A 22,121-nucleotide genomic window follows, 5' to 3' on the forward strand; every position below is an offset into this window, starting at 1 on the left:
CTAATCAGGGAGAAAGCGGCCGGAGCGATCGCTTCGGCCATCGCATCAGGTCGGCTTGCCGTCCCACAGCGCGAACTGACCCTTGCGCACGACGAGCTCGGCGTTCATGGCGCCCTTGACGCGGCGGCTCTCGACGTCGAACGTCGCCTGACCGAAGATGACGCTGGAGACGTCCTTCACCTTGGCGAAGGCATCGCGGATGGCGCGGCGGTCGGTGCCGCCGATCTTCACCACGGCAGCGGCCATGTTCATCGCGTCATAGGAATAGGCATTGAAGGCGTCGGGCTCCTGCCCGTTGTACTTGGCCTTGAAGCCGTCGATGAACTTCCTCACCTCGGGCCGCGGATCTTGCGGGAAATAGCGCGTGCCGAGATGGACGTCCTCGACCGCCTCGCCCCCGAGCTCGATGAATTTCGGCGAATACACCGAGCTGGCCGCGCAGATCGTCTGCTTCAGGCCGACCTGGCGGGCCTGGCGCGCGATCAGCGCGCCGTCGGAATAATAGGAGATCAGGATCAGGCCGTCCGGGCTGGCGTCGCGCACGCGCACCAGAGTGGAGCGGAAGTCGCGTTCCTCGGCGATGTAGCCCTCGGTGATCGCGACCTCGGCGCCGTATTCCTTGGCCGCCTTGACGAAATGGTCGCGGCTGGTGCGGCCCCAATCGGTGTTGAGGTGCAGCACCGCAAGCTTCTTCAGGCCGAGCCGCCTGACGGCGTAGGACGCCAGCAGCGGCTGCTCGTCGGCCTGGCTCACGGACGTGCTCCACATGAAGTCACCGCCCTTGGTGAAGTCGGGGTGCGAATTGGTGAAGCCGAACTGCACCAGGCCGCCGCGCTGATAGATCGGGGAGGCCGCCATCGAGGCGGGACTGGAGAAATCGCCGAGCTCCATGACGATGCGGGGATCGGAGACGAATTTCTGGGCGATCGCGACCGACTGGCGCGGATCGCTCTGGCTGTCCTCGAACTGGTAGGCGAGCTTGCGGCCGTTGATGCCGCCGGCGGCGTGAATCTCGTCGAGCGCGAGATCAAAGCCCTGCTTCCACTGCGCGCCATATTGCGCGTTCGGTCCCGTGAGGGGGCCGCTGACCCCGAGCAGGATCGGCTCGGCGGATTGCGCCAGTGCGGCGCGCGAGAAGGCTGTGCCCGCCATCATGGCGGCGAGCGAACCTTTGACCAGGGTACGGCGATCGATGTTGCTCATTCACGGCTCCATCCATTCAATGTTGATACAGCAGCAATTCTCGTGCCGGTGAGATTGCCTATTTCGAGGGCTCGCCGAGCGACAGCATCAGCCGGTTCGCCCAGTTGAAGAACGCGGCGCCGTTGATGACGTCGACGATCTCGGCGTCGTCGAGACCGGCGCGGCGCAGCTCGGCGATATTGTCAGGCCCGAATGCGATCGGCGTTGCGGCCAACGCCACCGAGGCCTTGACCACCGCATTCCAGCGCTCACCGAGATCGGCCCCAACGCCCTCGTCAAGCAGACGCTGCACGTCGTCGCGGCGCTTGGAATAGGTGCTGGCGAAGCGCGCATGCACGGAGGCGCAATAGATGCAGCCGTTGTAGCGCGAGGTCGCCGCAGCGGCGAGCTCGCGCTCGGCGCGCGGCAGGCCGTCGGCGACGTTGTAGAAGATGTCCTTGTCGGTCTTGGTGCGGGCTTCCAGCACTTCGGGATCGCGCACCAAGAGACGAAAATATTCCGACTTGGCGCGGGCGCGGTCGACGAGGCCGGCGTAGTGCCGCTCGGTCAGCTCGGCCTCGGGCAGCGGGTCGATCCACGAGACCCAGCCGAGCTCGTCCTGGGTGAAGGCGACGGGCGGATTGACGGTGCTCATGATTGGACCTCCTACGCGTTCGCTGCGGCGAGCGTGCGCAGGCCGCTGACGACGCGCACCTGGAACGACAGGAACGCAACGAGCTGGGACAACGTGACGATGCCGGTGGATGACCAGCCGGCAGCCAGTAGCGCCTTCATGTCGGCGGACGCGGCATCGCGCGGTTGGAAGAGAAGCAGATGCGCGTGCTCCAATGCTGCGACCAGCCTGGCGCCGAGGACAGGCTTGCGCTCCGCGCTGACGCGATAGATCAAGCCGGCCTTGTTCTCGATCGACAACGGACCGGCCGGATAGGCGCCGTATGGGCCGGAGGTCTTGCCGCGCTCGATCTCGGCGTTGATCGCATCGAGCAGAGGCGCGCCATCCGCAGTCGCGGCAAGCTTGTCGCGATAGAAGGCGGCGACGGGGGACTCGCCATGGAGCCCGGTCGCGAAGGCCGCGACCACCGCGCGCTCGGCAAGCGAAAAATCGCCGGCGTCCACCGGCTCGAACAAAGCGAGATAGCTCTTCTGCGCATTCTCGCGCGCCTGCAGGCGGCGCGCGCGGATGGCGTCGAGTGTGGAGCCGGGCTCGATCCCGGCGAGCGTGTCGATGATGTCTTGCGTTCCCATCATTCAGCCTCGTGCAACGCGTTTTTCGTTCATTCCGGCTAACCTGCGAGGGCAATGTCTTTGGCGGCCGTCCGGGTCCAGCCCAGCACTGGGGCGACCTTGTCGGCGACGAGCTCGATGGAGCGCAGGACGTCAGCATGCGGCGCATCGACCGAATGCACCTGGAAGACGAGATCGGTCACCCGTTCCAGCGTGGCGTCGGTGCGGAGCGAGGCAATGACGTGGTCGGCATCGCCGACATGGGTGTCGAACGCGGTAATCATCTCCTCCAGCGTCTCGCCTGGAGGGGGATGTCCGCCCTTCATGAATTGCGGCAGCGCGCGGCGCAGTCCGATATCGGCGAGGCGCAGCGCCTCGCGATGGTCGTCGGCAACGAAGATGCTGCGCGAGGCCATGATGCGCGGCTCGCGGCCCGGCGGCAGCGCGGCGAGATAGGCGTCGATGATCGGGTTCTGGATCTCGGCGAGCGTCGCGTTCGGCGCGTCCTTGGCCCGCGGCTGCGTGCGCGAGAGCAGGAGGCCGTCGCCGGCCTTGCCGGCGCGGGCGCCGCCGGCAACGGAGAACGTCGCCTGCCAGATGCGCTTATCCAGTTGCGGCCGCTGCGGATAAAGCGTATCGCCGCCCTCGAGCGGCTTGCCGGTCAAGGCCTTGCGGACGATGTCCAAATTGCGGGCAAAGATCTCGTTGCGCTGGGCGCTGTCGAGGCCGAAAGCGGCGAAGGCGGACGGGTTGCCGCCGGTGCCGACGCCGAGCTCGAAGCGGCCGTTGCAGAGGAGATCGAGCACCGCGGCATCCTCCGCCACCCGCACCGCGTTCTCCAGCGGCAGCGTGACGATGCCGGTGCCGAGGCGGATGCGCGAGGTCTGCGCGGCGACATAACCCAGGAACGTGAAGGGCGACGGCAGGCCGCCCTCGCGCTCATGGAAATGATGCTGCGCGATCCACGCGGAATCGAGCCCGGCCTTCTCGGCGCGCACGATCTGCTCGGCGGCGAAGCGATAGCGGTCCGCCGCCGGCGCCTCGTCGAGCAGCCGCGTGAAGAAGCCCAGGCGTTTCAGGTTGGCAAAGCGTTTCATACGATCCCTGTCGGGCGAGGATGGGCCCCGATGATGTCGGTTGCCGCAGTTCCCGACAACCGGGCATTACGCAGGGCACATACGCAAGATTCCTGCGCAAGGCTGATCGCAAGGCTGCCCGCCGGATCGCCTTGATGTGGACTCTGGGCGGGCAGATTGCCTACCAGCTCGGCAGCACCGCGCCCTTGAACTTGGTCAGGACGAACTCCTTGACCTCAGGCGTGTGGTAACTGTCCACGAGGATCTTGACCCAAGGCTTGTCCTTGTCGGCGCTGCGCACCGCGATCAGGTTGACATAGGGCCCCTTCGGGTCCTCGCGCAGGATCGGATCCTTGACCGGATCGAGGCCCGCCTGGGTTGCATAGTTGGTGTTGATCGCGGCGGCATCGACGTCGTCGAGCGCGCGCGGGGCCTGCGCCGCGTCGACCTCGATGAACTTCAGCTTCTTGGGATTGTCGGTGATGTCGAGCACGGTCGGCTTGAAGCCGGTGCCGTCCTTCAGCTTGATCACGCCCTTGTCGCGCAGCAGCAGCAGCACGCGGCCGCCATTGGTCGGATCGTTCGGGATCGAGACCTTGCCGCCCGCGGGGATATCGCCGAAGGCCTTGTGCTTCTTCGAATAGACGCCGATCGGGAAGTTCACGGTCAGGCCGACGGATTCGATCTTGTAGCCGCGGTCGGCCTTCTGGTTGTCCAGGTAAGGCTGGTTCTGAAACGAATTGGCCTGGATCTCGCCGGCATCGAGCGCGGCGTTCGGCACCACGTAATCGGAGAACTCCAGGAGCTGGATGTCGAGGCCCTGCTTGGCGGCGATCGGCTTCACCGCTTCGAGGATCTGCGCATGCGGCCCCGGCGTCACGCCGATCTTGATGGTCTCGGCCGCGGCTGCGGCGGACCATGCGGCCAGCACGGCAGAGAGAATCAGGGGAAGGCGAAACGGCATCTTGGTCTCCTTGGGTCTTGCGGCAACGGACCCGTATTCCCTTTTCTGCGGTGCGAAATCAATGAAATGGAAATCCATATTGTCCGCGGCTCGGGGCCAGCCTTTCTCCATTCGGCCGCAAACGGAAAACGAATGCAGAGTGCGACAAAGTGCGCGCGCGTAACCCGGATGAAGCGCCGCGCAAGCAGGGCTGCTGCCGCTCGTGGCAAGAATCCCGGATTGCACTTTCGTTCCATCCGCAGCCGGGCCAGCGTCCTTCTCTTTGACTCCACCACGCCCGACGTGCTGAGTTAGCGCGCACTGAGCCGGTGGCGACGAAGTGGGGATCATCCAATGAACGAGAACGAAATCCGCAATCTGGTCGCAGAAGTGAAGCAAGGCACGCTGTCGCGGCGCTCATTCATCAGGACAATGGCCGCGGTCGGAATCGCGGCGCCGATCGCCAGCCAAATCCTGGTCTGGCACGATGTGGCGATGGCTGACGCCACGTTGCCGTACAAGCCGGCCAAGGCCGGCGGCGGCGGCACGCTCAAGATGCTGCTCTGGCAGGCGCCCACCCTGCTCAATCCGCATTTCGCGCTCGGCACCAAGGACCAGATCGCCTCGCGCATCTTCTTCGAGCCGCTCGCCGGCTGGGACAAGGAGGGCAACCTCATCCCCTGCCTCGCCGCCGAGGCGCCGACCAAGGCGAACGGCGGCCTTGCGGCCGACGGCATGAGCGTGATCTGGAAGCTGAAGCGGAGCGTGACGTGGCATGACGGCAAGCCCTTCACCGCCGACGATGTCGTCTTCACCTGGCAATACGCCGCAGATCTCGCCACCGCGGCCTACACCACGGGCTCCTACAAGGACATCAAGGTCGAGAAGATCGACGACCACACCGTCAAGGTGATCTTCCGGGCGCCGACGCCGTTCTGGGCCGATCCGTTCGTCGGCTCGGTCGGGATGATCCTGCCGAAGCATCATTTCGGCGAGTATGTCGGGGCCAAGTCGCGCGAAGCGCCGGGCAATCTGAGGCCGGTCGGCACCGGCCCGTACAAATTCGTCGAGTTCAAGCCCGGCGATATGATCCGCGCCGAGCGCAATCCCGACTATCACATCAAGAACCAGCCGCATTTCGACATGGTCGAGATCAAGGGTGGCGGCGACGCGGTGTCCGCGGCGCGCGCCGTGCTGCAGACCGGCGAGTACGACTTCGCCTGGAACATGCAGGTGGAGGAGGAGGTCCTCAAGCGCATGGAGGCCGGCGGCAAGGGCAAGCTCGAGATCACGCCTTCAGGCAATGTCGAGTTCATCATCCTCAACACGACAGACCCCTGGACCGAGGTCGACGGCGAGCGCTCGAGCGTCAAGACCAAGCATCCGACGCTGTTCGATCCCGCCGTTCGCCGCGCGATCAACTTCCTGATCGACCGCGATTCGATCCAGAAGTTCATCTACGGCCGCGGCGCCATCGCCACCGCGAGCTTCGTCAACGCGCCCAAGCAGTTCAAGTCGCCCAAGCTGAAATACGAGTTCGACATCGACAAGGCCAACAAGATCCTCGACGAGGCCGGCTGGACCAAGGGCGCGGACGGCATCCGGGAGAAGGACGGCAAGAAGCTCAAATACGTATTCCAGACCTCGACCAACGCGCCGCGGCAGAAGACGCAGGCCATCATCAAGCAGGCGTGCCAGAAGGCCGGCATCGACATCGAGATCAAGGCGGTCACCGCCTCCGTGTTCTTCTCATCCGACGTCGGCAATCCCGACACCTACTCGAAATTCTATGCCGACATGGAGATGTACAACACCACGCAGCCGCAGCCCGATCCGGAGCGCCTCTTGAACCAGTGCGTGTCCTGGGAGATCGCCACCAAAGACAACAAATGGCTCGGCCGCAACAATTCGCGCTATTCCGACCCCGAAGCCGACAAAGCCTACAAGGCCGCGCAGAACGAGCTCGATCCGGTCAAGCGCGCCGCGCTGCTGATGAAGGTCGACGAGATCTTCTGCGAGGCAAACGTGTTCCTGCCGCTGCTGTCGCGCCACGTCGTCAACGCCGGCGCCAACAATTTGATGATCGACATCTCCGGCTGGGACACCATCACGTGGAACCTGGCGGCGTGGTACCGGACCTGAGGGGGCTCGTGAGCGCGCTGATGGTTGCAGCGCAGCGCGGGATTCAGATCGCGATGCCGAATCCCGTCCACTGTGTGCTCCAGATCACAGCGGAATCGCGCAACCTCGCCTACAAGGATCAGGCATGGCCGCAAACAAGGTAACGGCGGTACGCACGAGGCTGGGAAGACCATCAACAGCTACGGACTTTGTGACGCCGCCAGGGTGAACAACCCGGCGGCTTTTTCCTTGCTCGCGCGACCGGAACCTGCGGTCCGCGCGCAGAGGACGGAGATACCGCCCGGCGCTATGAAGCGCCCGAGCTCTTTCGCTCCTCGCGTTCATCTTCGATCTGACGTTCGGCTTCCAGCCAGAACTCCAACTCGCGATTGCTCGGCCGTCCCGCCTGCTCCCAGAGCTCATAGGCGCGTGTGCGCACCTTGCCACGGCGCATTATGCGAAGCAGCTTTCGTTTCAGTTCCTCCGCGAAGCTCCTGAAGCGTTGTCCGGTGGTTTCATCCCTGACGAGCGAGGCCGCTCGCGTTGCGAGTTCGATCTGGTGCTCTAGCTTCTTCTGCTCGTCCACCACCGAAACTGCCGCGGAAAGAATTGTTGTCGGAGCCGTGCGGACACTAAATTCCTTTCCGGGATGGTCCGTTCCCTGAGGTGCAGCGTTTCGGAAGTGACCAGCCGAGCAGGCATCGGTTGGGCGCCGCTAGTGCCACGTCGTGTCGGCTTCGACGATCACCACCCTGATTTCAGGGTCCTCAGTCGTGTTGCAGGAGCAGGGCATGCCCTCGCCACAGCGGCAGCCGCCGAGCTTCTCGCTCCAGACCCGGAGCGGATGGTTTTCGCAGACCCATCCAAGACCCTGGCAGAATGGGCAGGTCTTGTCGGTCACAGCGTATCCGGCGTCCGCAGCGTGCTCGACCTGTCCTCGTTGCGCAGCTCCTGCTCCGCCGCGTGCCAAAATTCCTCCTCGCGCCCTTCGGGCTTGCCCGCCTGCTCCCACAATTGGTGCGCGCGTTCTCTGATCTCTTGCTCGGTCGGCTCGGACAATTGCACCTCCTGCTTGGAAGCACGGCCCCACCCAGGGGGGTATGGGGGGCTTGGAGGCGGGGCCGTGCAGGCCAGCGATCGGCGGCGATGCTGACCCGCGGAGTCAAGTTTCGATCGGGCGCGAGAGTTCCAAGCTGCGCCTGTGCGGCACGACGCCGCGAAGGAAAATCCAGGACGCGGCAAACAATCCACCATGTTCCCAAGGCGAGCGGCCGCAGCAATTGCCTCAAGGCAGTCGGCACTCGGGGCACAGCTGCTGCTGTGCCCCTTTCTGAGATGCCAAGGACGCGCGTTAGAGCAATCCCACCCTGTGCATGATTTCCCGGATCTGCGCCGGATTCGGATCCACCATCATGGGCGCGACTGCCGCGCCTGCGGTCTGTGCGGGACCGTGAGCGACGGAGCTCGATCCGTTCTTGATCGGATCGACGGACTGCAGATTCATGGCGGCCGCCGTTTGTGCCGGACCGCGCGCCACGTGGATCGCACTGCCGTGCACGGGATCGGCGGACGGCGGCGGCGACCCCACGGGAACCATGCTCGGCGCTTCGACCGACTGCAATCCAAGCAGACGCCGCAACGTTGCCAGCGCAGGGTCGGTTGCGGTAGCGGCGGCGATCACCGGGGCGACGCCGGTTTCCAGGCCGAGTGCCCGCATCACGTTCGGCAATCCCGCTCCGGTCCGATTTGGGTCGCCAAACTGCAGCGGCGTCGCGGTTTCCTTCAGAATTTGGAACAGCCGCTCGACACGGCGTGCGTCGCGATTCTGAAAGTTGCCTTTGGTGAAGTCCGGATGATGCGCCAGCACCAGCGCGGCCAGGCCCGTGACATGGGGAGTCGCCATCGAGGTGCCGTCCCATGCTCCGAAGCCATCGGCGGGAAGCGACGAGACGATCGCCACACCAGGCGCGCAGACGTCGACCTCCGGACCGAAGCAGGAGAACTTTGCCGGAAAATATCCGTCGCGGCTCTGGAAGCCGTCGAGGGCCTGCTGCGAATGATAGCTGTCGTTGGGGAATTCGCCCCACTTGCCGATCGCGGCAACCGCCAGGCAATGCGGCGTCGACGCGGGAAACTGCACCGGCCCCGAGGAATTGCCCGCGGCGATGATGCAGGCCATACCCATTTGCTTGGCCCGGATGATGCGTTCCTCGATAATGCGCGAAGGCTCGCCGCCGCCCAGGCTCATATTGGCAACATCGATGCCATGCTCCATGCAGTAATCGAGCGCGGAGACGAGATCGCTGAACCGGCCGCCGGGGAAGATGCGGCAGACGTGGATTTCCGCCGCGGGAGCGAAGCCGCGGATGCCGCCACCGGCGCCGACGGGTCCGCCAGCGATGATTCCAGCGCAATGCGATCCGTGGCCGATCGTATCGACGGTCCAGGCCGCCTTGTCGGTCCCGACGATACTGGTGCCTGCCGTGATGCCGTGCAGATTGCGATGGGTCGGCGCCAGGCCGGAATCGATGACTGCGATCTTCATGCCGGCGCCATCGAAGGACGGAGGCAGACGATCAAGGCCCATCGCGCGCTCACCCCATCCCATCAATTGCTGGCCGGGGAAATTCCGCAACACCGCGCCGAGCGCCCTGGCAACGATCCGGTTGACGCTGTTAGGAACGAGCTGCGGACGATCGAGCCAGAAGGTCCAGTAGTCGATCTTCGGTTTGACCAGGATCGAGCGGATGGTCTCGGGTCTTTCGCCTTGCAGGGTCACTGTGGCGCGGCCGGTGGCGTCGGTGATGCCTTGGGCCGGCCACATGCTGCCGAACACATAAACCTCGGCTTCAGGCAGCGGACCATCCTGGCCCAGCACTTCGATCGTGGTCGTGAAGCCGTCGGCCAGCGGTGTCAGCACCCCCGGATTGGGCAGCTGCGGCGTGGTCGGATCGAGCATGTAGCTCAGCCGCTCGTCGCGCTCCACCGCGCAACGCTGTCCCGCCTGGGTCTGCAGCAACTTGGCCTTGTCAGGAGTCATCTTGGCGAGGACCAGCGGGCTGAGCGGCACTTGTCCGAGCTCTGCGCTCTGAAATCCGAACAGGCGCGGCGGAGAGACCGTTTTCACCACTTCGATGTCGGGACTGTTGCTGAGCTGCTGAGTCAGGAAATCGACGCTGAAGGTCGCAAGCCCGGGCTGCTGCTGCGGCGCGATCATGAATTGCGCCGGGCGCGCTGCGATCGTTGCGGGCTCCTGCCCCCGTGACGATGATGGAGCGGTGCCCTGGTCCGGAACGGACCCGTTGCCGTTCATCGCGGCTTCGGTCGCGTCGTGCTCGCCCTGCGTGGAAGTTCCTGATTTGCCTTTCGTGGCCATCTGCGGCCTCCTTGATGTTTTGCGTGTCCAATGTTTGCCCACCGACGTCAGTCGGCATCGAATGGCTTCAGCGCTGAATCCGGTTCGACCACCAGCGTGGCAAACGTCGATTTCAGGTGATCGGCCTGTGTCGTCGTCATCGACAAGATGACGACATCGGGTGCGACTTGCGCGACTCGCTTCACGCCGGGTTCACGCTGCAAGTGTTCGTTGAGCTCACCGGATTGGACCGGGCCTCCCTGCACGATGAATTGCTGCGACGCGGTTGAATCGGCCATCTGGTTTCCATTCACGTCTAAGCGCAGAGGGCGGGCTTGCGCCCGCCCCCACGCGTTGGGTCTAGTGCATCGTGCCAGCGGGCTGGCCGGCGTTGAAGACTCCGAGCTGACGGCCGATATCGAGGCCGGTCTGGGCGCCCTGGCCGATCTTCTTCAGCACGCTCCAGAAGCCCTGCAGCTCGATGTCGGAGACCTGCGCCGCCGCGGGCTGCAGGCCGGGCTGGGCGCTGAACACGCCGAGCTGCTTGCCCACATCCAAGCCGGTCTGCACGCCCTGGCCGATCTTCTTCAGCACGCTCCAGAAGCTCTGCAGCTCCATGTCGGAGACTTGCGCCGCCGCGGGTTGCAGGCCGGGCTGGGCGCTGAACACGCCGAGCTGCTTGCCCACATCCAAGCCGGTCTGCACGCCCTGGCCGATCTTCTTCAGCACGCTCCAGAAGCTCTGCAGCTCCATGTCGGAGACTTGCGCCGCCGCGGGCTGCAGGCCGGGCTGGGCGCTGAACACGCCGAGCTGCTTGCCCACATCCAAGCCGGTCTGCACGCCCTGCCCGATCTTCTTCAGCACGCTCCAGAAGCCCTGCAGCTCCATGTCGGAGACCTCCGCCGCCGCGGGCTGCAGGCCGGGCTGGGCGCTGAACACGCCGAGCTGCTTGCCGACGTCCAAGCCGGTCTGCACGCCCTGGCCGATCTTCTTCAGCACGCTCCAGAAGCTCTGCAGCTCCATGTCGGAGACTTGCGCCGCGGCAGGCTGACCGCCGGGGCCGGCACTGAACACGCCGAGCTGGCGACCGATATCGAGGCCGGTCTGGGCACCCTGGCCGATCTTCTTCAGCACGCTCCAGAAGCTCTGCAGCTCGATGTCGGAAACCTGCGCCGCGGCGGGCTCCAAGCCGGGCTGGGCGCTGAACACGCCAAGCTGCTTGCCGACATTCACGCCGGTCTGCACGCCCTGACCGATCTTCTTCAGCACGCTCCAGAAGCTCTGCAGCTCCATGTCGGAAACCTGCGCCGCCGCGGGCTCCAGGCCAGGCTGGGCGCTGAACACGCCGAGCTGCTTGCCGACATTCACGCCGGTCTGCACGCCCTGGCCGATCTTCTTCAGCACGCTCCAGAAGCCCTGCAACTCCATGTCGGAGACCTGCACGGTACCTTGCATGTCCGGACCGGCCGAGAACGGCAGGAAGCCACCACCGATGTTGCCGATCGCGCCGCCGATCTGCTTCCCCTTCTTGCCGCCGAGCATATTGCCGATAACGCGTCCGGCCGCGCCGCCGAGGATCGAGCCGAAGATCCCCTGCGGGTCCAATTGGCCGTAGTCCTCAGTCTGTTGCTGAAATCCAGTCATGTTCAAAATCTCCTGATGAAGTGCTTGAGCCGTGAGCGACACGCGCTCCCCACAGGGAGGCGGGATCACTGCGCACGATTGTGCGAGCGGCTGAAGGCTACGACAGGGATCGTGATGCAGGCGTCACGTCGAGCGTGAAAGTTGCGTCAGAATTCTTATCGCGAGGCAATTTGAGTGAAGTAGATCTCACAGCGGCTCGGAACGTGTGCCGGATTTCGAGCTGCAGCCGTTCCGTCTCTCGCTCCGGCGCTGCGCGAACCTCGCGCCACAGTACGGAGCGGCAGAGATCGTACTGACGGAGCGCATCGGTCCGGCGGCCTTGCTGCGCGTAACAGCGCATCAAGATGCGATGGATCTCTTCCTGCAACGGGTCGATTGCGAGGATCCGTAGCGCGAGTGCGATCGCGATATCCATGTGTTCGCGCCCGCCGGAGTCGAGCAGGCCCGCAAGCGCCCGCATCGCCTGGGTCCGCAGTCGCTGGCGCTCGGCAGACAGCCAGGCCTCGAATTGGCATGAGGTCGAGCCGATGCCCTCGAGAAGGTCGCCGCGATAAAGCACCGCCGCGCGGGCCAGACGTTCGGGATCCCCTCCCGTCAAAAGCCGCTCGAATTCCCCGACATCGGTGCTGATGCTGTTCGGACAGATGCGTATATCATCGCGATCGGCCAGAATCACATCCGAATATCGCGGCAGCTCACGCCGCAACGTGAGCAGGGCTTGTCGAAGACTGGCGCGCGCGCGATCGCCGAAATGCCCGTCCCACAACAGCGTCGCGAGCTTGCCGCGCGAAATGGCGCGAGGGGAACTGAGCGCCACGTAACCCAGGAGAGTTGCAGCCTTGCGACTGGGGATCAACACCGACTCGCCGGTCGCACACACGACCTCGACACCGCCGAAGAGATTGATCTGGAGCAGCGACATTGTCCTTTTCCTTCGGTCATTGTCTTCTGTCCCTCATTCTTATCCAGGGGCGAACATTCTTCTTATGATCATGATCACTAGGACACGGACAGCGCCGATTGGCCGCACATCGTCGATCAGACCGAATGCTCTTACGAGCACCATACAATCTAGGTTAGACAAAGCAATGGAACTCGCCTTGGCTCCGCGTCAGCAATTTGTGAGAGCGGAAATTTCAGATGTGTGAGGTAGCCCATAGTCAGCATGCAAATTGCAGGCGCCACAATTGCTCGCATTTGATGCATCTTTCGTGCGGACGCCGGACGCCGCAAGCTGTCGCATCACGTGACGCACCGAATGCCGTGCGAGTTGTCTCACTCGGCGGTACTCGACAAAGCGAAGTCATCGGTCACGATTGCATCCATATAGAGCAGATCCGTCGACAACGGGTTCCGCGGCTTCGCGACCGCCTTACGTCATCCGAACCCAGACGCCATTACCCGCGGACGACTTCACCGCAGCATCGATCAACTTCACGCCGGCGAGGCCATCCTCGACCGTCGGGAAGACGACATCGGGATGCGGCTTTTCACCGGCCGCTGCCGCGCGGATGGCGCGCGCCGCCTCGGCATAGATCGTTGCGAAGCCTTCAAGGTAGCCCTCAGGGTGGCCTGATGGGATGTGGCTAACGCGGGCGGCCTCGCCCATTGCGCCGGCTCCGCCGCGGGTCAGGAGCTGCCTGGGCTTGCCGTAGGGTGTGAACCAGAGATGGTTCGGATTCTCCTGCGCCCATTCGAGGCCGCCTTTGCTGCCGTAGACGCGCAGCGTGAGCCCGTTCTCGTTGCCGACGGCAACCTGACTCGCCCACAGCATGCCCTTGGCGCCGCCCTTCCACTTCAGGAGGATCTGGACATCATCGTCGAGCCGCCGTCCCTCGACGAAGGTCGACAATTGCGCGAGCAGCTCGTCGAGCTCGAGCCCGCTGACGAAGCAGGCAAGATTGTAAGCATGGGTGCCGATGTCGCCGATGCACCCGCCGGCGCCGGACCGGGACGGGTCGGTGCGCCACGCCGCCTGCTTCTGGCCGGTGGTTTCCAATGGCTCGGTCAGCCAATCCTGCAGATACTCGACCTTGACGAGACGGATCTCGCCGAGATCGCCATTCGCGACCATGGCGCGCGCTTGCCGGATCATGGGATAGCCGGTGTAATTGTGCGTGACGACGAAGATCCTGCCGGTCTTCCTGACCAGCGCCACCAGTTCCTCGGCCTCTGCAACGGTCGTCGTCAGCGGCTTGTCGCAGATGACGTGGATGCCGGCTTCGAGGAAGGCTTTCGCGACCGGGCGGTGCATGTGGTTGGGCGTCACGATCGCGACCGCCTCGATGGCATCCGCCCTCGCCGCTTCAGCCCGCGCCATCTCCTCGAACGAGCCATAGGCCCGGTCGTCGGCGATACCGAGCTCCTTTGCGGACGTCTTGGCGCGAACCGGATCCGACGCGAGCGCGCCGGCGACCAGCTCGAACTGGTCGTCGATGCGCGCGGCAATGCGGTGGACGGCACCGATGAAGGCGCCTTGGCCCCCGCCGACCATGCCGAGGCGGATACGGCGATGGCCGCCGGTTTCATTGCTTGCTTCGATCGCCATGTTGCACCCTCTGTTTTAGGAGATGCCGAGCATCTTGCGGTTGGCAGCCGCGTCAGCGCCGCCGCCTGCGAAATCGTCGAAGGCTTTCTCCGTCACCCGGATGATATGGTTTTGGATGAACTCGGCGCCTTCGGCCGCGCCTTGCTCGGGATGTTTCAGGGCACACTCCCACTCGAGCACCGCCCAGCTGTCGTAATCGTATTGCGTGAGCTTGGAGAAAATGGCGCCGAAATCGACCTGACCGTCGCCGAGTGAGCGGAAGCGGCCGGCACGGTCGACCCAGCTCTGGAAACCGCCATAGACGCCCTGGCGACCGGTCGGATTGAATTCGGCGTCCTTGACGTGAAACGCCTTAATGCGCTGGTGGTAGATGTCGATGTAGTCGAGATAGTCGAGCTGTTGCAGCACGAAGTGCGAGGGATCGTAGAGCAGGTTCGCGCGCGGATGATTGTTCACCCGCTCGAGAAACATTTCGTAGGAGACACCGTCGTGGAGGTCCTCGCCAGGATGGATCTCATAGGCGAGATCGACACCGTGCTCGTCGGCATAGGCGAGGATCGGCCGCCAGCGCCTGGCGAGTTCGTCGAAGGCGGTCTCGATCAGGCCGGCGGGGCGCTGCGGCCAGGGATAGACATAGGGCCAGGCAAGCGCGCCGGAAAACGTTGCCTGGGCCGTCAGCCCGAGCCGCCGGGACGCCAGGATGGCGCGCTTGACCTGATCGACGGCCCATTCCGTGCGGGCCTTGGAATTGCCACGCACGTCCGGCGCGGCGAAGCCGTCGAACGCCGCATCATAGGCCGGGTGAACGGCGACGAGCTGGCCTTGCAGATGGGTCGAAAGCTCGGTGATGGAAAGCCCGTGCCGAGCCGCAACACCCTTCACCTCGTCGGCATAGGTCTGAGACTCCGAGGCTTTGTTCAGGTCGAAGAGCCGCCCATCCCAACTCGGAATCTGAATTCCCTTGTAGCCAAGCGAGGCGGCCCATCCGCATATGGCATCGAGCGAATTGAACGGCGCCGCATCGCCAGCGAACTGAGCGAGGAATATCGCAGGCCCTTTGATCATCTTCATCGCGTGCTTCCTTCCTTGGACGTTTTTGGGCGCTTTTCCGCGCACTTGGTTCGAGGATGCCGGCCATCAAGGGAGAGAGCAATACCGGACTATGCAACGAGAAAAGCTTCAAACGGCCGCAGGACAGATCCAGGCCGCAGCTTCATCGCTTCTGCAACACGCTGGAAAGCGCCGGACCGTCGTTCAAGATCGAGAAGATTTCCCGCGAGGATAGATGCTCTGCGGCCTCCTCGAAAGTTTCGCTTGCATCGACCTTGGCACGGCCGACCGCCAGGTTGGCGTCGACCGTATCGGGCCTGGTGGCGCGAGGAGGCAGCAGCTGCGCGAGGTGGAAGGCCAGGAGCGCGGGGTCTTGGCGCAGCTCCACCAAGGCGGGGCTGCCCCCTACGTCTGCCGACGCGCTGAGTTCGTTCGCTCGCCGCAGCACGGAAGGCGGCTCTCGTTCTTCGGGAGTAACAAACAATCTTCCGGAGGCGGGCATGGCGGTCAGCGCGCCTATGGGAACGGCGAACAGCAGTCCAACGATGACCGGCGACATCCAAAGCAGAAGGGGCACCGAAACCGCGTACGCGCTTGCGGCCATCGCAACGCCGCACAGGGTTGGAATGCCGTACTTCCGATAGAGTTCGCGGCGCTCCACCGTGCCGTCGTCGCGCCTCTGGGCCTGCCAGCCGGCATCGCGGCCGGCCAGAATCTCGACGACGGCGATCGACTGAAAGATCATCATCACCGGCGCCATCAGCGCGGACACGATGATCTCTGCGAGAACTCCGGCCGAAGCACGCAACGCGCCGCCGAACTGGCGTCTCACCGAGCCCCGCATCCAAACGAGGACCAGGCTGAGCAGCTTCGGCAACAGCAGCAGACCCATCGTGGCGACGAACACCCAGATGGCGAGCACGGGATCCTGGGCCGGCCAGGTCGGAAACAACGAGAACCCCTTCGGAAAATACTCCGGCCGCACGAACCGAGCCTGCAGCGAGATCAGCATTCCCAGCAGCAGGAACAGCAGCCACAGCGGCGCCGTCAGATACGCTCCTATGCCCACCATGAAATGCACACGCGATACCCAGTGGAGACCCCGCGCTGGCACGACAGCCAGATGCTGAAGATTGCCCTGACACCAGCGTCGGTCGCGCGCCGCAAAATCGAGCAGCGAAGGCGGCACCTCTTCGTAGCTCCCGCCGAGCGTCGGCAGCATGTAGATGCCCCACCCGGCCCGCCGCATCAACGCAGCCTCGACGAAATCGTGGCTCAGGATGTGCCCGCCGAATGGCTTGCGTCCGCGCAACTGCGGCAGCGCGGCCGATTCCGCGAACGCCTTCACCCGGATGATCGCGTTGTGGCCCCAGTAATTACCTTCCGAGCCGTGCCACCAGGCGACGCCGGCGGCGATCATCGGTCCGTAGAGGCGGCCTGCGAATTGCTGGACCCGGCTGAACAGGCTTCGCGCGTTGACGACCATGGGGAGCGTCTGGACGAGGCCGGCGCTCGGATTGCTCTCCATGGCATGGACCAGTCGGACGATGGTCTGCCCGCTCATGAGACTGTCGGCGTCGAGCACGATCATGAAGTCGTAGGCGCCGCCGAACCGCGTGATCCACTCGGAGATGTTGCCGGCTTTCCGAGCCGTGTTGTCGGCTCGATGGCGATAGTACAGGCTTGGCGTTCCGACGGCTTGTCGCAGCGCGAGGAGCGCTTTTTCCTCGGCGACCCAGATGTCGGGATCGGTGCTGTCGCTCAGAACGTACCAGTCGAACAGCCTTCCTTGCGAGGTCGTCTCCAGGGATTCGATGATCGCGCGAAGCCGCGCCGTCAATCGGTGCGGATCTTCATTGTAGGTGGGAAGCAGCATGGCGGTGCGGCTTGCGATCGCAGGCAGCTCCTCGCCCGGCGCAAAGGCGGCCGGACGATGGGCCAACAGCACGAAGAAGCCGGCCAGCGCGGAGGCGAACGAGAAGGCGACCCAGGCGAGCAGGACCAGGAAGAGCGCCAGCACCATGGCTTCAAGGACGGTGACGCCGCCGACCTGCAGCACGCGATACATCTCATATCCGCCGGCCCCCGTGAGCGCCGCCGTCGAGAGCAGGATGAGGCCGCGCCGCCAGGCCATTGCGGGGGCAGCCGGCGCAGGAATACGGTCGGGTACCAGGCTTTTTCCGAGGTCGCCAGGAGCCATCGGAAGGGGGGCCTCCGTCGGCAGCAGGCGCTGGGTCGCGATATCGCCGGCAATCGGCCGCGGTGCAGTGCTCAGGGTGCCCATCGGTAGACCCAGATTTCCGACAGGGGCTTGTCGCCTTCTGCCAGAAATGCCCGCAGCTCGATCGGCTCGCTTTTCACCTGGCACTGGAAGCTGAGCCGCCACCCACCGGTGTAGGGATTAGGCTGCGTGACGATGTTCTTCACCTCAGACTTCCCCGCCGACACCACGCCTTTGACAGCGGCAGGATCGACGCCCTTGAGGTTGTCGCCATGCAGATCGAGCACGAACAGGCGCGCATCTCCGCCCCTCGCCCCTATCCCGCTTCGCGTAAATCTGGCCAGCGAATGCGGCTTCGGGCTATCTGGCCCCCAATGCAGCCGATAGGTGTAGTTGTGTTCGCCCTTGGCCTGGAGCGGGCTTTTCGGGCGCCAGAATGCGGCAATGTTGTCGTGAACCTCCTCCTTGGTCGGGATCTCGAACAGCGTGACGCCGCCCTCGCCCCAATCGCCGATCGGCTCCATCCAGAGACTTGGACGTTTTTCGAAACTGGATTCGATGTCCTGGTAGGCGAAGAAGTTTCTCTCCCGCTGCATCAGCCCGAAGCCACGCGGATTGAGATCCTGGAAGGTGCTGATCTGGAGATCGCGGGGATTGCTGAGCGGCCGCCAGAGGCTTTCGCCCTTCCCGTTGAAGATCGCAAGGCCATCGGAATCGTGGACGGAGGGGCGGAAATCGTCGATGTCGTTGCGGTCGTTCGGACCATAAAAGAACATGCTGGTCATGGGCGCGAGACCGGCGCGCGGCATCTCGACGCGCGGGTAGACCGACATCTCGACGTCGAAGACCGTCGTCTCCCCGGGGCGCACGGTGAACCGGTAGCTCGCGGTGCAGCTCCTGCTGTCGAGCAGAGCATGAATCACCAACGAGGTCGCACCCGGCGCCGGCCGTTCGAGCCAGAACGTCTTGAAGAGCGGAAATTCCTCGCCCTTGGCTTCGCCCGTATCGATCGACAGCCCCCTCGCGGAAAGCCCGTAGGTCTGCCCCTTGGCCACGGCGCGGAAATAGCTCGCACCTAGGAAGACGCAGACCTCGTCGTAATAGTCGGGACGGTTCATCGGCGCATGGATGCGGAAGCCCGCGAACCCGAGATCGCTGTCCTCGAACGGCGGGACCTTCTCGCCGAAGGAGAAGTCCGCCTTGCGGTACTTGAGCTCGGATGCCTTTCCGTCCGCGACCTCGAAGATGTTCACTCTGTTCTTGTAGAAGAAGCCGCGGTGGAAAAACTGCGCTTCGAACGGAAGATTCTTGCCGCGCCAGAGCGCCCGCTCGGGCAAAAAGCGGATCGAACGATACTGATCGTAGTCCAGGTCCTTCAATCCGCCCGGGAGCTTCTCGTCCGGCGCCTCGTACGGCTTGCCCGCCAGCCTCCGCGCCAGGTCCCTCACGGTGGACGGCCCGAAAATGTCATCCGAAGGGGCGGCCAGACTGCATCGGGAAGCAAGCAGCAACGCCGGCAGCACTGCCGACCCTTGAACAAGCTGGCGTCGGTTCACGTGCTCTCCCCGATCGTTACTGCTGCCCCGGCCAAGCAAACGACCATCACGCCCACGAGTTCCAGCCGGTCCGGCGCCCAACTCGAGGAGCGGCCAAATAGAGGTAAGCTAAATGCCCAAACCGGATGAAATTCGCCGTCCTGCAGTGTCTCTGTGCGAACGCGTGCCATCGAGGGCGCCAGCGCCGTCTTCAAGATCCAGGACATGCCCAAGCCGGTGCTCCGCACGCGGGTGGCGCCGATGTGCCTGGTGCAAGCGCTGGCGATCGGCTTCAATGTCGCAGCGGAGTGACATTTCATAGCAGGAAGAGGATCATGGCATCGCCTGACAGGACGAGGATTTTGGCTGGGCAGGTGGCCCTGGTGACCGGCGCAGGGCGAGGGCTCGGCCGCGCCTTTGCGGAAAAGCTCGCCGCGCTCGGTGCCAGCGTCGCGATACACGGCATGCGCGAGAACGGACCGGCCGAATATGGCGAGGGCACCACGCTCACTGCCGTTGCCGCGGAGATCAGCCGAGCATTCGGCGTGAGCACCGTGCGCGTGCTTGGCGATCTCACCAGGACCAACGATATCTCGCGGGTGATTGCCGAAACCGAGGCTGCTCTCGGTCCGATCGACATCCTCGTGCACAATGCGGGCGGCGATATCGCGGCTGCGGGTGGCAAGCCCGATCCGAACGATGCCGTGAACATCAAGGAAGCCGACATACGGGCTGTGCTGGAACGGAACCTGCTCTCGACCATCCTGACCTGCCAGGCGGTCGCGAAGGGCATGATGGAGCGGCGGCGCGGCCGCATCGTCACGCTCGGCTCGGTCGCCGCCTTCAAGGGCCGCACCAACGGCTCGATCTATGCGGTGGCGAAGGCCGGCGTGACGCATTACACGCGTTGTCTTGCCGACCAGCTCCGTGCCTACGACATCGCCGTCAACTGCATCGCGCCAGGTGACACCCGCACCGGCCGATTTCTTGGCACCCGAGCGGTCGACCCCAACCGGATGGTCAAGACCGGGACGCTCGACCGCATCGCCACCGTCGACGAGGTCGCTCGCGTGGTCGAGTTTTTTGCAGGACCCATGGGTGCCTTCGTCTCGGGCCAGGTGTTGCGGATTGACGGCGGTGGACAGGCGTGGCCGGCGTGAGCGGCCGAAAATGTCATCCATGTCGCAAGACCGATTGTCGGGCACGATGCGTGACCCGCGGACAGGGCGCTTGCGCCGATGGACCAGGGGGCAACATGCCTCCGACAGGCGCCACTCATTGCAGGCGACCTAGCAGCGCCGTTCGTCCGCGCAACGATGAGCCCGGATGGGCGGGGTGTACGATATTCCGAAATTCGGCTCAATACCGTGAATTTTGGCCGGCGCGACAGCCAAAGCCTTGCGTCTCATTTCCCGGCAACGAAGTAAAAATCCTGCCGGCCCGAGACCGATCCGTAGCTGAACGGTTTTTGTGCACGATTGGTCGCCTCCATGACGTCGTCACGCACGACGTCGAACAGCCGGCGCACCTCGAGACCGGGCTTGCGCATGTTGTTGACGAACGCCGTGGCGAACGGGCTGTTCCTGCCCTCTCCGTCGAGCGCCATCTCTCCGTCCTTGGCGGCATACACCACCAGCGTGCCCGCCTCGGGCTCGATCGCCGCAAGGCCGCGCGACACCGAACGCGACGCCAGCGTCATGGTGCGCTTCATCTGGTTGGCGAAGGGATTGTCGCGGCAGGCATCGAGGACGATGAGGCGCAGCCGCTTGGCGCGTTCCGCCGCGTTCAACACCTGGTCCAGCGCCACGGCTTCGAAGCTGACGTCGCGGTCGGAGGCGATCTTCGCGTCGATCGGGATCAGATAGTTGACGCCGCCGACCTCCATGCCGTGACCGGCGTAATACACCATCGCCCAGTCGGCGATTTCCGCCTGCCTTGCAAAGTCGCGCAGCGCCGCGGTCAACGCATCCTTGCGCAGATCGGTCAGCAGCGTGACGGATTCGAATCCGGTGAGCCTGAGCGTTTCGGCGACGAGCGCCGCATCACGCGCCGGATTGGCGAGCGCTGCGACATTCTCATAAGCGGAGTTTCCGACCACGAGCGCGATGCGCCTGTCATTTCTATTTGACGGTCCCGGCAGCGCGATGACCGACGTGGTGGTGGCGGGAACGGTCTTGATGGACGTATCGTCCAGCGCGGCGAGGCGTTCGCGCGCCTTGTCCATCGACCATTTCGCGCTGTCGTACTTCTGCGGGGCAGCCAGAGCTGCGTTGAAGTCGGCGCGGGCCTTTGCGACCTCGCCCAGCTTCTCGAACACCATTCCGCGGTTTACCAGCGCGCTCTGATGTTGCGGATCATTGCGCAGCGAGTCATTGAAATCGGCGAGGGCTTGATCGTACCTGCCCTGAAGGAGATAAATGTCGCCGCGGTTGTTGTAGGCCAGCGTCGTCCTCGGCAAAAGCCGGATCGCCTCGCTGAAATCGGCCACGGCACGCTCGGACTGGCCGGTGTCCCGATAGGACAGTCCGCGATTGTTGAACGCATAACCGTAGGTCGGGTCAATGCGAATGACCTCGGAGTATTCGGCGATCGCCCTTGTGTGATCGCCCTTGCCGGCATAGAGCCGCCCTCGATTGAAGTAGGCGAACTTGAACCTCGGATTGATGCGGATCGCTGCGTTGTAGTCCGAAAGCGCGCGCTCGGAATCACCTGCTGCGGCATAGGCCATGCCGCGGTCGTTCAAGGCGTTCAGATTGTTTGCATCGAGCCGGATCGACTGGGTCAGGTCGGCGATGGCCCGATCCACCTCGTTCCGGCGAAGCAGGGCGGCGCCGCGATGCTGCCAGGCAAGCGCGTATTTCGGATCGATGCGGATGGCCTCGCTGAAATCGGAGATGGCGCGATCGTAGTCGCCCTTGTCGCCATATTCGGCACCGCGATTGTCGAACGCCACGGCGTCGCGCCCACCGCTCTTTGCGATCAGCCGCGAGCACGCGGCGATGCGGTCGTCATGGCCGCGCTGCGCGCAGATTGTCCGATCGTCTGCGGCCGCAAGATCAGCGGCTGCCAGAGAAGTGAAGAAAAAGAAACTGAAAACCAGTGCAATCCGATTCCGCATGGTCGCCACCCTGCCTCCGAGCCGCAGTATAGACAGGAAAAGGCGGCCGCGCCTGTGATGGTGATCACAGAACCGGTCGCTTG

20 protein-coding genes are annotated in these 22,121 nt (G+C 64.2%); 3 read left to right on the forward strand and 17 right to left on the reverse strand.

Annotated features, from left to right (window positions below):
• Nucleotides 1-45 precede the first annotated feature (45 nt).
• From GA0061099_RS04850 to GA0061099_RS04870, 5 genes are all read right to left on the reverse strand, one after another.
• Nucleotides 46-1,203 (reverse strand): ABC transporter substrate-binding protein, encoded by a 1,158-nt coding sequence (locus GA0061099_RS04850; RefSeq protein ID WP_036027466.1) that lies wholly within the window; start codon nt 1,201-1,203, stop codon nt 46-48.
• A gap of 58 nt (nt 1,204-1,261) precedes the next feature.
• The gene (locus GA0061099_RS04855; RefSeq protein ID WP_036027469.1) at nt 1,262-1,837 is read right to left on the reverse strand and encodes an alkylhydroperoxidase domain protein; all 576 of its coding nucleotides are present in this window, start codon (nt 1,835-1,837) and stop codon (nt 1,262-1,264) included.
• A gap of 11 nt (nt 1,838-1,848) precedes the next feature.
• Nucleotides 1,849-2,448 (reverse strand): CMD domain protein, encoded by a 600-nt coding sequence (locus tag GA0061099_RS04860; protein WP_036027486.1) that lies wholly within the window; start codon nt 2,446-2,448, stop codon nt 1,849-1,851.
• Nucleotides 2,449-2,486: 38 nt separating this feature from the next.
• On the reverse strand, nt 2,487-3,524 hold the full coding sequence (locus GA0061099_RS04865; protein ID WP_074447555.1) for a putative FMN-dependent luciferase-like monooxygenase: 1,038 nt from the start codon (nt 3,522-3,524) through the stop codon (nt 2,487-2,489).
• A gap of 160 nt (nt 3,525-3,684) precedes the next feature.
• Nucleotides 3,685-4,467, reverse strand: coding sequence for a MetQ/NlpA family ABC transporter substrate-binding protein (locus tag GA0061099_RS04870; protein ID WP_036027487.1), 783 nt, complete (start codon nt 4,465-4,467; stop codon nt 3,685-3,687).
• A gap of 333 nt (nt 4,468-4,800) precedes the next feature.
• Here GA0061099_RS04870 and GA0061099_RS04875 point away from each other — a divergent pair, with 333 nt between their 5' ends.
• Nucleotides 4,801-6,588 carry a peptide ABC transporter substrate-binding protein gene (locus tag GA0061099_RS04875; protein ID WP_036027471.1) on the forward strand — a complete coding sequence of 596 codons (1,788 nt, stop codon included), beginning with the start codon at nt 4,801-4,803 and terminating at the stop codon, nt 6,586-6,588.
• A 286-nt stretch (nt 6,589-6,874) separates the two neighbouring features.
• On the opposite strand, the gene GA0061099_RS04880 is transcribed toward GA0061099_RS04875, so the two are convergent.
• The 11 genes from GA0061099_RS04880 to GA0061099_RS04930 form a co-directional block, all read right to left on the reverse strand.
• The gene (locus GA0061099_RS04880) at nt 6,875-7,153 is read right to left on the reverse strand and encodes a DUF2934 domain-containing protein (RefSeq protein ID WP_036006918.1); all 279 of its coding nucleotides are present in this window, start codon (nt 7,151-7,153) and stop codon (nt 6,875-6,877) included.
• Nucleotides 7,154-7,282: 129 nt separating this feature from the next.
• Nucleotides 7,283-7,468, reverse strand: coding sequence for a hypothetical protein (locus GA0061099_RS04885; RefSeq protein WP_074447556.1), 186 nt, complete (start codon nt 7,466-7,468; stop codon nt 7,283-7,285).
• On the reverse strand, nt 7,465-7,626 hold the full coding sequence (locus GA0061099_RS04890) for a DUF2934 domain-containing protein (RefSeq protein WP_074447557.1): 162 nt from the start codon (nt 7,624-7,626) through the stop codon (nt 7,465-7,467). Before GA0061099_RS04890 ends, GA0061099_RS04885 begins: the two co-directional genes overlap by 4 nt.
• Nucleotides 7,627-7,918: 292 nt before the next feature.
• Nucleotides 7,919-9,943 carry a S8 family serine peptidase gene (locus GA0061099_RS04895; RefSeq protein ID WP_050996019.1) on the reverse strand — a complete coding sequence of 675 codons (2,025 nt, stop codon included), beginning with the start codon at nt 9,941-9,943 and terminating at the stop codon, nt 7,919-7,921.
• A gap of 47 nt (nt 9,944-9,990) precedes the next feature.
• The gene (locus GA0061099_RS04900) at nt 9,991-10,221 is read right to left on the reverse strand and encodes a hypothetical protein (protein ID WP_036027473.1); all 231 of its coding nucleotides are present in this window, start codon (nt 10,219-10,221) and stop codon (nt 9,991-9,993) included.
• A 61-nt stretch (nt 10,222-10,282) separates the two neighbouring features.
• Nucleotides 10,283-11,566: a hypothetical protein gene (locus GA0061099_RS04905; protein WP_141697560.1), complete on the reverse strand. Its 1,284-nt coding sequence runs from the start codon at nt 11,564-11,566 to the stop codon at nt 10,283-10,285.
• Between the two features lie 97 nt (nt 11,567-11,663).
• On the reverse strand, nt 11,664-12,488 hold the full coding sequence (locus GA0061099_RS04910; RefSeq protein ID WP_050996197.1) for an AfsR/SARP family transcriptional regulator: 825 nt from the start codon (nt 12,486-12,488) through the stop codon (nt 11,664-11,666).
• Between the two features lie 450 nt (nt 12,489-12,938).
• Nucleotides 12,939-14,114, reverse strand: coding sequence for a Gfo/Idh/MocA family protein (locus tag GA0061099_RS04915; RefSeq protein ID WP_036030420.1), 1,176 nt, complete (start codon nt 14,112-14,114; stop codon nt 12,939-12,941).
• A 15-nt stretch (nt 14,115-14,129) separates the two neighbouring features.
• Complete coding sequence (locus GA0061099_RS04920) at nt 14,130-15,185, reverse strand: sugar phosphate isomerase/epimerase family protein (protein ID WP_036030423.1); 1,056 nt, start codon at nt 15,183-15,185, stop codon at nt 14,130-14,132.
• Nucleotides 15,186-15,327: 142 nt separating this feature from the next.
• A complete protein-coding gene (gene mdoH, locus GA0061099_RS04925) occupies nt 15,328-17,448 on the reverse strand; it encodes a glucans biosynthesis glucosyltransferase MdoH (protein WP_036030426.1) in 2,121 nt (706 codons plus the stop codon).
• Nucleotides 17,436-18,941: a glucan biosynthesis protein G gene (locus GA0061099_RS04930; RefSeq protein WP_036030429.1), complete on the reverse strand. Its 1,506-nt coding sequence runs from the start codon at nt 18,939-18,941 to the stop codon at nt 17,436-17,438. Before GA0061099_RS04930 ends, mdoH begins: the two co-directional genes overlap by 13 nt.
• A gap of 153 nt (nt 18,942-19,094) precedes the next feature.
• Here GA0061099_RS04930 and GA0061099_RS41045 point away from each other — a divergent pair, with 153 nt between their 5' ends.
• Nucleotides 19,095-19,232 (forward strand): hypothetical protein, encoded by a 138-nt coding sequence (locus tag GA0061099_RS41045; protein ID WP_157785121.1) that lies wholly within the window; start codon nt 19,095-19,097, stop codon nt 19,230-19,232.
• Nucleotides 19,233-19,255: 23 nt separating this feature from the next.
• Entirely contained in the window at nt 19,256-20,080 is an 825-nt protein-coding gene (locus GA0061099_RS04935) for an SDR family NAD(P)-dependent oxidoreductase (protein ID WP_036030432.1), read from the forward strand.
• A gap of 245 nt (nt 20,081-20,325) precedes the next feature.
• Here GA0061099_RS04935 and GA0061099_RS04940 read toward each other — a convergent pair whose 3' ends face one another.
• Nucleotides 20,326-22,038 (reverse strand): tetratricopeptide repeat protein, encoded by a 1,713-nt coding sequence (locus GA0061099_RS04940; protein ID WP_063822488.1) that lies wholly within the window; start codon nt 22,036-22,038, stop codon nt 20,326-20,328.
• Between the last annotated feature and the right edge of the window lie 83 nt (nt 22,039-22,121).

It is taken from the genome of Bradyrhizobium yuanmingense, assembly GCF_900094575.1.
Classification (GTDB): Bacteria; Pseudomonadota; Alphaproteobacteria; order Rhizobiales; family Xanthobacteraceae; genus Bradyrhizobium; species Bradyrhizobium yuanmingense.

Coding starts and splice junctions, on each gene's coding strand:
- mdoH (WP_036030426.1), bottom strand. CDS start 17,448: ATGGGCACCCTGAGCACTGCACCGCGGCCGATTGCCGGCGATATCGCG.
- GA0061099_RS04900 (WP_036027473.1), bottom strand. CDS start 10,221: ATGGCCGATTCAACCGCGTCGCAGCAATTCATCGTGCAGGGAGGCCCG.
- GA0061099_RS04895 (WP_050996019.1), bottom strand. CDS start 9,943: ATGGCCACGAAAGGCAAATCAGGAACTTCCACGCAGGGCGAGCACGAC.
- GA0061099_RS04860 (WP_036027486.1), bottom strand. CDS start 2,448: ATGGGAACGCAAGACATCATCGACACGCTCGCCGGGATCGAGCCCGGC.
- GA0061099_RS04915 (WP_036030420.1), bottom strand. CDS start 14,114: ATGGCGATCGAAGCAAGCAATGAAACCGGCGGCCATCGCCGTATCCGC.
- GA0061099_RS04865 (WP_074447555.1), bottom strand. CDS start 3,524: ATGAAACGCTTTGCCAACCTGAAACGCCTGGGCTTCTTCACGCGGCTG.
- GA0061099_RS04855 (WP_036027469.1), bottom strand. CDS start 1,837: ATGAGCACCGTCAATCCGCCCGTCGCCTTCACCCAGGACGAGCTCGGC.
- GA0061099_RS04905 (WP_141697560.1), bottom strand. CDS start 11,566: ATGACTGGATTTCAGCAACAGACTGAGGACTACGGCCAATTGGACCCG.
- GA0061099_RS04870 (WP_036027487.1), bottom strand. CDS start 4,467: ATGCCGTTTCGCCTTCCCCTGATTCTCTCTGCCGTGCTGGCCGCATGG.
- GA0061099_RS04850 (WP_036027466.1), bottom strand. CDS start 1,203: ATGAGCAACATCGATCGCCGTACCCTGGTCAAAGGTTCGCTCGCCGCC.
- GA0061099_RS04935 (WP_036030432.1), top strand. CDS start 19,256: ATGGCATCGCCTGACAGGACGAGGATTTTGGCTGGGCAGGTGGCCCTG.
- GA0061099_RS04940 (WP_063822488.1), bottom strand. CDS start 22,038: ATGCGGAATCGGATTGCACTGGTTTTCAGTTTCTTTTTCTTCACTTCT.
- GA0061099_RS04920 (WP_036030423.1), bottom strand. CDS start 15,185: ATGAAGATGATCAAAGGGCCTGCGATATTCCTCGCTCAGTTCGCTGGC.
- GA0061099_RS04875 (WP_036027471.1), top strand. CDS start 4,801: ATGAACGAGAACGAAATCCGCAATCTGGTCGCAGAAGTGAAGCAAGGC.
- GA0061099_RS04910 (WP_050996197.1), bottom strand. CDS start 12,488: ATGTCGCTGCTCCAGATCAATCTCTTCGGCGGTGTCGAGGTCGTGTGT.